General features: G+C 38.5%; 7 protein-coding genes. 6 read left to right on the top strand and 1 reads right to left on the bottom strand.

Annotated features, from left to right (window positions below; all coding sequences use genetic code 11):
• Positions 1 to 80: 80 nt before the first annotated feature.
• A complete protein-coding gene (orn, locus tag HMPREF2732_RS08420) occupies positions 81 to 629 on the bottom strand; it encodes an oligoribonuclease (RefSeq protein WP_049366140.1) in 549 nt (182 codons plus the stop codon).
• Positions 630 to 705: 76 nt separating this feature from the next.
• On the opposite strand from orn, the gene rsgA reads away from it, so the two are divergent.
• From rsgA to HMPREF2732_RS08390, 6 genes are all read left to right on the top strand, one after another.
• Positions 706 to 1,743: a small ribosomal subunit biogenesis GTPase RsgA gene (gene rsgA, locus HMPREF2732_RS08415; protein WP_070592457.1), complete on the top strand. Its 1,038-nt coding sequence runs from the start codon at positions 706 to 708 to the stop codon at positions 1,741 to 1,743.
• Positions 1,744 to 1,895: 152 nt separating this feature from the next.
• Positions 1,896 to 2,153, top strand: a complete 258-nt coding sequence (gene ptsH / locus HMPREF2732_RS08410) for a phosphocarrier protein Hpr (RefSeq protein WP_005695633.1) — start codon at positions 1,896 to 1,898, stop codon at positions 2,151 to 2,153.
• 79 nt (positions 2,154 to 2,232) lie between these two features.
• Complete coding sequence (gene ptsI, locus HMPREF2732_RS08405; RefSeq protein ID WP_070592453.1) at positions 2,233 to 3,960, top strand: phosphoenolpyruvate-protein phosphotransferase PtsI; 1,728 nt, start codon at positions 2,233 to 2,235, stop codon at positions 3,958 to 3,960.
• Between the two features lie 59 nt (positions 3,961 to 4,019).
• Positions 4,020 to 4,520 (top strand): PTS glucose transporter subunit IIA, encoded by a 501-nt coding sequence (gene crr / locus HMPREF2732_RS08400; protein ID WP_070592451.1) that lies wholly within the window; start codon positions 4,020 to 4,022, stop codon positions 4,518 to 4,520.
• A gap of 72 nt (positions 4,521 to 4,592) precedes the next feature.
• Complete coding sequence (gene manA / locus HMPREF2732_RS08395) at positions 4,593 to 5,792, top strand: mannose-6-phosphate isomerase, class I (protein ID WP_070592448.1); 1,200 nt, start codon at positions 4,593 to 4,595, stop codon at positions 5,790 to 5,792.
• 119 nt (positions 5,793 to 5,911) lie between these two features.
• Positions 5,912 to 8,938 carry a glycoside hydrolase family 2 TIM barrel-domain containing protein gene (locus HMPREF2732_RS08390; RefSeq protein WP_070592445.1) on the top strand — a complete coding sequence of 1,009 codons (3,027 nt, stop codon included), beginning with the start codon at positions 5,912 to 5,914 and terminating at the stop codon, positions 8,936 to 8,938.
• Positions 8,939 to 8,993 lie beyond the last annotated feature (55 nt).

The following is an 8,993-nucleotide window of genomic DNA, read 5'->3' as shown; positions in this document are numbered from 1 at the left end:
GAATGAGGCAACATTATACGAAAAAATTTATTCAACGCAAGCGCAGATTTTGCAAATGATTGAGTTTGCCTAAGTTTTCATCAACCCAGATTAATAAAGTGATCACGGTAGTAAGCTAACTCTTTTATTGACTCTCGAATATCATCAAGGGCTAAATGAGTATTGCCTTTTTTGAACCCGTCTAAAATTTCTGGTTTCCAGCGAGCCGCTAATTCTTTTAACGTGCTCACATCTAGATGACGATAATGGAAATAATCGGCTAAATCAGGCATATATTTATAAAGAAAGCGTTTATCTTGTGCGATGCTGTTGCCACAAATCGGTGAAGCACCTTTCGGTACCCATCGTTTTAAAAAATCTAACGTTTGTAATTCAGCTGCACGTTCGGTGAGTTTGCTCGCTTTGACACGGTCAACTAAGCCATTTGCTGTGTGTGTTTTTACGCACCATTCCGACATTTTGTTTAATAATTCATCACTTTGATGCACCGCAATCACAGGACCTTCCGCTAAAATATTGAGATCTTTATCCGTCACGATGGTTGCGATTTCAATAATGCGTTCTTTTTCAGGATCCAATCCTGTCATTTCTAAATCGATCCAAATCAGATTTTGTTTATCTAATTGCATAATATAAGGTATCCTATGAACATTTCTTAATCCCGTTTATTTTAACGAAAAACATCGGAAAAAACGACCGCACTTTATGAGCAAACGTAAACTAACGCAAAATCAAACTCGTCGAATTCAATCAAATAACGCGAAAGCCTTGCATCGCCACAAGAAGAAAGAAGTGGAATGGCAAGATGATATGCTAGGTGAAAGCCAAGATGGGGTAGTCGTTACGCGTTATTCAGTTCATGCCGATGTGGAAAATGCACAAGGCGAGATTTTCCGTTGTAATTTACGTCGTACACTTTCTAGTCTCGTGGTTGGAGACAAAGTGATTTGGCGACAAGGCAATGAACAGCTCCAAGGGGTGAGCGGCGTGATTGAAGCCATTCACCCAAGACAAAATGAAATTGCTCGCCCAGATTATTATGATGGGTTGAAACCAATCGCGGCGAATATCGATCGTATTATTATTGTTTCTGCGGTTGTGCCAGTACTTTCACTCAATATTATCGATCGTTATTTAGTGGTGTGTGAAAATGCGGGGATCGAGCCAGTCATCGTGGTAAATAAAGGCGATTTACTGAATTCGGAGCAAGAGCAGGAAGTGGAAAGTCAGTTACAGATTTACCGTGATATTGGTTATCAGACCATCATCATTTCTGCTGAAACTGGAAAAAATATGGAAAAATTGACCGCACTTTTAAGTGATGGAACATCCATTTTTGTGGGGCAGTCAGGGGTAGGCAAATCCAGTTTAATTAATCATATTTTGCCAACCGTCAATGCACAAGTCGGTGGTATTAGTGAAACCTCAGGCTTGGGGCAACATACCACAACTTCTTCTCGTTTATATCATTTGCCACAAGGCGGTAATTTGATTGATTCACCGGGTATTCGTGAGTTTGGTTTATGGCATTTGGAGCCAGATCAGATCACCAAAGGCTATCGTGAATTTCAATATGTCTTAGGCACGTGTAAGTTCCGTGATTGTAAACATTTGAATGATCCAGGCTGTGCCTTACGTGAAGCGGTAGAAGCAGGTCGGATTTCACCGATACGTTATGAGAATTATCATCGCTTAATTGAAAGTTTAAGTGAGACAAAATCACAACGTCATTTTTCTGTGTAGTAGACAATTTACTGTAAATTAGGTATAAAGTACCCCTAATTTCGTGATGTAGCTCAAGTTTTTTTGTGTTTAGCCTTGATTATTGGGCATTTAATAGAGATACTACAGCGGATTTATAGACTAAATTTTACAATTACTATAGAGGTAACATTATGTTCTCAAAAGATGTAGAAATTACAGCTCCTAATGGTTTACACACCCGTCCGGCGGCGCAATTTGTTAAAGAAGCTAAAGCATTTGCTTCTGATGTAACAGTGACCTCCGGTGGTAAAAGTGCAAGTGCGAAAAGCCTATTTAAGCTACAAACCTTAGGCTTAACGCAAGGAACTGTAATCACCATCTCGGCGGAAGGTGAAGACGAACAACAAGCCGTTGAACATTTAGTAGCATTAATTCCTACTTTAGAATAATTTACGATTAGCCATAGGATTTCTATTCTATGGCTATTGTTTATCTAACCTTTAATAAATTATCTCGGAAGGTAAAAGTATGATTACAGGTATTCCAGCGTCACCAGGTATCGTTTTTGGTAAAGCCTTAGTATTAAAAGAAGAAAAAATTGTTCTTGATACGCAAAAAATTTCAGAAGATCAAGTTGAGGCAGAAGTTGCCCGTTTTTATGCTGGTCGTGAAGCTGCAGTTGAGCAACTTAATTCTATTCATCAACGTGCATTAAAATCTTTAGGTGAAGAAAAAGCGGCCATCTTTGAAGGCCATTTAATGATCCTTGAAGATGAAGAGTTAGAAGAGGAAATTATTGATTATCTTCGTTCAAACAAAGTGAATGCGAGTGTGGCAGCAAGTAAAATCATCGATCAACAAGTTGAAATGTTGTCTGAAATTGATGATGAATACTTAAAAGAACGTGCGGGTGATATTCGCGATATCGGTAATCGTTTAATCAAAAATATTTTAGGCATGCATATTGTGGATCTTGGTGATATTACCGAAGAGTCCATCCTTGTGGCTTACGATTTAACCCCATCAGAAACTGCTCAATTAAACTTAGAAAAAGTATTAGGTTTTATCACGGATATTGGTGGTAGAACATCTCACACCTCAATTATGGCTCGTTCACTTGAATTGCCGGCCATTGTTGGGACAAATAATGTCACTGCGCGAGTGAATACCGGTGATTATCTTATTTTGGATGCCGTGAACAATCGTGTTTACGTGAATCCGACTCAAGCTGAAATCGATGAATTAAAAACACTAGAAGCAAAACTTGCTGAAGAAAAAGCAGAATTAGCGAAATTAAAAGATTTGCCTGCAGTGACCCTTGATGGTCATAAAGTCGATGTGGTAGCCAATATTGGTACGATTCGTGATTGCGAAGGCGCACACCGTAATGGAGCAGAAGGGGTGGGTTTATACCGTACTGAATTCCTCTTTATGGATCGTGATCAATTACCGAGCGAAGAAGAGCAATTCATTGCTTATAAAGAAGTGGTTGAAGCAATGGAAGGGCGTCTAGTGGTATTACGTACCATGGATATCGGTGGTGACAAAGAGCTTCCATATTTAAATTTACCAAAAGAAATGAACCCATTCTTAGGATGGCGTGCGGTGCGTATTGCCCTTGATCGTCGTGAGATTTTACACGCACAATTAAGAGCGGTATTACGAGCGTCTGCATTTGGTAAACTTGCCGTGATGTTTCCAATGATTATTTCGGTAGAAGAAATTCGCGAATTAAAATCTGTATTGGAAACCTTAAAAGCAGAATTACGTGCAGAAGGTAAAGCTTTTGATGAAAACATCCAAGTGGGGGTCATGGTTGAGACCCCATCTGCAGCAGTGAATGCGAAATTCTTAGCGAAAGAAGTGGATTTCTTTAGTATTGGTACAAACGATTTAACCCAATATACCTTAGCCGTTGACCGTGGTAACGAATTGATTTCTCACTTATATAACCCAATGTCACCTTCAGTACTAGGATTGATCAAACAAGTGATTGATGCTTCTCATGCTGAAGGTAAATGGACGGGGATGTGTGGTGAGTTAGCCGGTGATGAACGCGCGACCTTATTGTTACTCGGTATGGGCTTAGATGAATTTAGTATGAGTGCAATTTCTGTACCACGTATTAAAAAATTAATTCGTCATGTGAATTATCAAGAGGTGAAAGCCTTAGCTGATGAAGCATTAGAAAAACCAACTGCTACTGAAATTGAGCAATTAATTCAAGCTTTTTTAGCAGAAAAATCGTTAAACTAGATACAAAAACAGAGTTTTACGTTAAAATACTAGCCATCTTTAATAGATAGGAGATTAAAATGGGCTTATTTGACAAATTATTTGGTTCAAAAGAAAATAAAACAGTGGAAGTCGAAATTTATGCGCCACTTTCTGGTGAGATTGTGAATATCGAAGATGTACCAGATGTTGTTTTCTCTGAAAAAATCGTGGGTGATGGTATCGCAATTCGTCCAACAGGTAACAAAATTGTGGCGCCTGTTGATGGTGTAATTGGTAAAATTTTTGAAACCAACCACGCTTTCTCAATGGAATCAAAAGAGGGTGTTGAATTATTCGTTCACTTCGGTATTGATACCGTTGAATTAAAAGGTGAAGGATTCACTCGCATCGCACAAGAAGGTCAAAGCGTAAAACGCGGCGACACAGTAATCGAATTTGATTTAGTAACATTAGAATCAAAAGCAAAATCAGTTTTAACACCTGTTGTTATCTCTAATATGGATGAAATTTCATCTATCGAGAAAAAATCAGGTGAAGTGATTGCTGGAGAATCTGTTGTTTTAAGTTTAACAAAATAAGATTTATAGACTAAAAGATCCGCTTTAAATAAGCGGATTTTTTTATCCTTATTCTTTTTAAAGAAGGTAAAGATGATTTATCGATTAACTGGCCAAGTGCAGCATTATGCATGGGGCGGGAAAAACTATATTGCATCATTGATTGGATTAAATTCAGCGAAAGAACAACCTTGTGCTGAGTGGTGGTTAGGCGCACATCCATCAGCGCCTTCTGATATTGAGAATGTAACAGGTAAACAATCCCTTATTGAATTTTTATCGCAAAATCCGACCGCACTAGGGCAAGCAAGTCGTCAGCAATTTGGTGATGAACTCCCTTATTTGTTAAAGATTTTAGATGTTGAAAAGCCGTTATCGATTCAATTACATCCGACTAAAGAGCAAGCTGAAAAGGGCTTTGAGGCTGAAAATGCAAAAGGTGTATCACTCACTGATAGCACACGGATTTATAAAGACCGAAACCACAAGCCTGAAATGATGATTGCCTTATCTGATTTCTGGCTTTTACATGGTTTTAAAACAAAATCTCAAATTCTTGCTACATTAAATGCGCGCCCCTCTTTGCAACCTTTGGCTGAAAAACTTGGCACACAGAGCCTTGCTGAATTTTATGCAGATGTGATGTTGGCGGATCAATCAACGCTCGCAAATTGGCTATTACCTATTATTGAAGCCAACCAACAGCCTTATAAAAATGGTGAGTTGACGCTAGATAATCCTGATTATTGGGTGCTTTATACCATGGAAGCCATGGCGATTTCACCTGAAAAATTAGATGCCGGCTTGGTATGTTTTTATCTCTTTAATATCGTACATTTGAAAGAAGGGGAAGGTATTTTCCAGGATGCAGGGATTCCTCATGCTTATCTTCGCGGACAAAACGTGGAGTTAATGGCCTGTTCTGATAATGTGATTCGTGGTGGATTAACACCAAAATATGTCGATATTGTCGAATTATTAAAAATTGTGGATTGTCGTGAAGTAACACCTCAAATTATCTCAGCCGCACCTCAAAATCAGTCAGAATTTACTTATAAAACGCCAGTAAAAGACTTTGCTTTAGCTCAAATTCGTGTCGAACCCGAAAAGCATACTAAAGTGAATCTTCAAAGTGCAGGCATCTTGTTAGTGATGCAAGGCGAGCTTAAAATTCAAGAAAAATCAACCGCACTTACCTTAAAACAAGGTGAGTCAGCATTCATTACAGCGGATTCTAATGTTGAAATAATGAGTGAAAAAGGCGGTTATGTCTTCTTGGCAAAATTGCCATAAAAATTAATGTGATAAGTATCACGATTTGTGAACTTATCGCTAGATTCATCGAAGATTTTAGGTATAGTGGCGTCATTCAGGCGCCTTTTTTATGTGGCTAAATTGCATTGGGAGTTTTTATGTCGTTGCCTCGTTATTTTGAAGATCCACAAACCTTACATGTGAATACCACACCACATCATGCTTATTTTATTCCTTTTTCTTCAACAGAAAGTGAGGTCAAAAAGACACGAGAATTTTCCCCTTACTTTACCTTACTAAATGGTGAATGGGATTTTGCTTATTTTGAAAGCTATACTCACTTGCCTCAAGATTTCCTTCATTTTTCATTTACAGATAAAATCCCCGTCCCTTCCAATTGGCAAAATCATGGTTACGATAATCATCAATATACCAACGTAAATTATCCTTTCCCTTTTGATCCGCCTTATGTGCCCATTGAAAATCCTTGTGGTTTATATCATCGCATTTTTAATGTCAAAATCAATGCTGAAAAACGGTATCTCTTAAATTTTGAAGGGGTAGATAGTTGCTTATTTGTCTATGTGAATCACCAATTTGCGGGCTACAGCCAAATTAGTCATTGCACCAGTGAATTTGATATTACTGACTTTTTACAACAAGGAGAAAACCACTTACATGTTCTCGTGTTGAAATGGTGTGATGGCAGTTACTTGGAAGACCAAGACAAATTCCGAATGTCTGGTATTTTTCGAGATGTTTATCTGTTAGAGCGAGAAAAAAATTACTTACAAGATTTCTTCATTCAAACACAATTTAATCAAGAACTTACCAAGGCCCAATTGTATGTAGCATGTCAGTTTGCAGAACGCGAACAACCCATTTCTTGGCAATTATTTGATCCTCAAGGCAAATTGATAACAGAACAAAAAGGGCGTGCCTTTCATGCTGAAATTGAAAATGTACAATTATGGCATGCGGAGAACCCTCGTTTATACACGTTGATTTTGCAATATGGATCAGAAGTGATTTGTCAAAAGGTCGGCTTGCGTCATATTGAAGTCAAAAATGGTGTCACGCTATTTAATGGACAAGCGATTAAGTTTAAAGGTGTTAATCGTCATGATAGCGATCCGAAAACGGGTTATGTCATTAGTCGAGAGCAAGCATTACAAGATTTACGCTTAATGAAACAGCATAATTTTAATGCCATTCGCACAGCCCACTATCCGAATGCACCTTGGTTTACTGAGTTGTGTGATGAATATGGTTTTTATGTGATTGCGGAAAGTGATATCGAATCACACGGCACGAATACAGTCTATGTAGAGTCGCCAGAAACAAGTATTTTGTTAGGGGGAAAAACAGAGATTGATCATGACGCAATTCGTCAAAAAACAATCGACAATTATTGCTATATGGCTCGAAGTCCTGAATTTAATCAAGCCATTTTAGACCGCACTGATGCCAATATTGAGCGAGATAAAAATCGGCCTTCTGTTGTGATTTGGTCATTAGGCAATGAGAGTGGTTATGGTGAGAATTTTGAGCAAGCGGCCGCTTGGGTAAAACAACGCGATCCAAGTCGCTTAGTGCATTATGAAAATGCGATATTTCAACATTCAGCGCATCAAAATGATACATCCAATTTAGATTTTCATAGCGAAATGTACACCAGTACGGAAGAATTGGATGCTTATTTTGCCGATGCCAAAAATCAAAAGCCGTATCTTTTTTGTGAATATTTGCATGCGATGGGGAATTCTTGCGGAGACACGGAAGATTATTTCCAAGCTATGGAAAGACATGCTGGCGCTTGTGGTGGCTTTGTGTGGGAGTGGTGCAATCATTCCCCTTATTTGCTAAACTCAAGCAAGATGGGCTATGGCGGGGATTTTAATGACACACCGAATGACGGTAATTTTTGTGCTGATGGATTAGTCACGGCAGACCGCCAAATTCAAAGCAATTTGTTGGAATACAAAAATGTGTACCGCCCACTTCGAGCTGCATTAAAAAATAGTCATATTGAACTCAAAAATTATTTGGATTTTACGGATGCGGCAGAGGCTATTTCGATTCATTATCAAATCACCGAGGACTTTTCTGTTGTACAAGAAGGCCAAATAGATGATTTAAAAATTGCGCCAAAATCAACCGCACTTTTACCTTTACCATTGCCAGCAAGTAACGGTTCATTACAAATTTTGACCTTGACCTATCATCAAAAAACAGAAACAGGTTTAATTCCTCAAGGACATAGTTTGGGATTTGATCAGATTATTTTGTCGGCGCAATCACATTTATTCGCTGATGAGATCAAATCAAATATCCAATCGATTTCTGTTTCAGAATATGCCAATTTAATTTCAGTTAAAGTTTCAGATATTGAATACCAGTTTGAGCAATATAAAGGCACTATTCAACAAATTCGTAAAGCTGGCGAGCCTTGGTTGAATCAACCTGCCGATTTTAATATTTGGCGAGCGCCTTTGGATAACGATAGTTTAATTAAAGCACATTGGCTTGCTGCAGGTTACGATCGTGCTACGAGCCGTGTTTATAATTACCGTTTAACCGAGCAGGAAAGTGCGGTTGAAATCACCTTCAAATTGGGGCTGGTCGCCGTATCAAAAGCGCGAATTCTGACATTGAATGTGGTGTATCGTATTGAACAAAATGGGTTACTTCACATCAATATTCATGCTGAAAAACAACCGCACTTGCCATTCTTACCACGCTTTGGTTTACGTTTTTTCCTTAATCAAGGATTTAACCAAGTGGAGTATGTGGGCTATGGTCCAACGGAAAGTTATCTAGATAAACATCACGCCACGGCTTTAGGTCGTTATAAAACAACGCCAGAAAGTAATCATGTGCCTTATTTGAAACCGCAAGAAAATGGCAGTCACTATGGTTGTACTGAAGTGAAGGTGGCAAATTCGTCTGATTGCTTTACCGTGCAAAGTCATACGCCTTTTAGTATGAATGTTTCCCCTTACTCTCAAGAAGAATTGGGCAGTAAAAAGCACCAATATGATTTGGAGAAAAGTGGCAGTACAATCTTGTGTGTGGATTATAAAATGAGTGGGGTAGGTTCTAACTCTTGTGGACCTGCGTTAAAAGCGCAATATCGTTTGAGTGAAACGGAATGGGATTGGGCGATCTCGTTGCAAATTAACTAAGATGAAATAAAAAAGTGCGGTTGAAATTAACCGCACTTTTATGTTTTTAGCAATA

The organism is Haemophilus sp. HMSC061E01 (assembly GCF_001810345.1).
In the GTDB taxonomy this organism is placed as follows: domain Bacteria; phylum Pseudomonadota; class Gammaproteobacteria; order Enterobacterales; family Pasteurellaceae; genus Haemophilus_D.
This window is presented reverse-complemented; position numbering and strand designations above follow the sequence as displayed.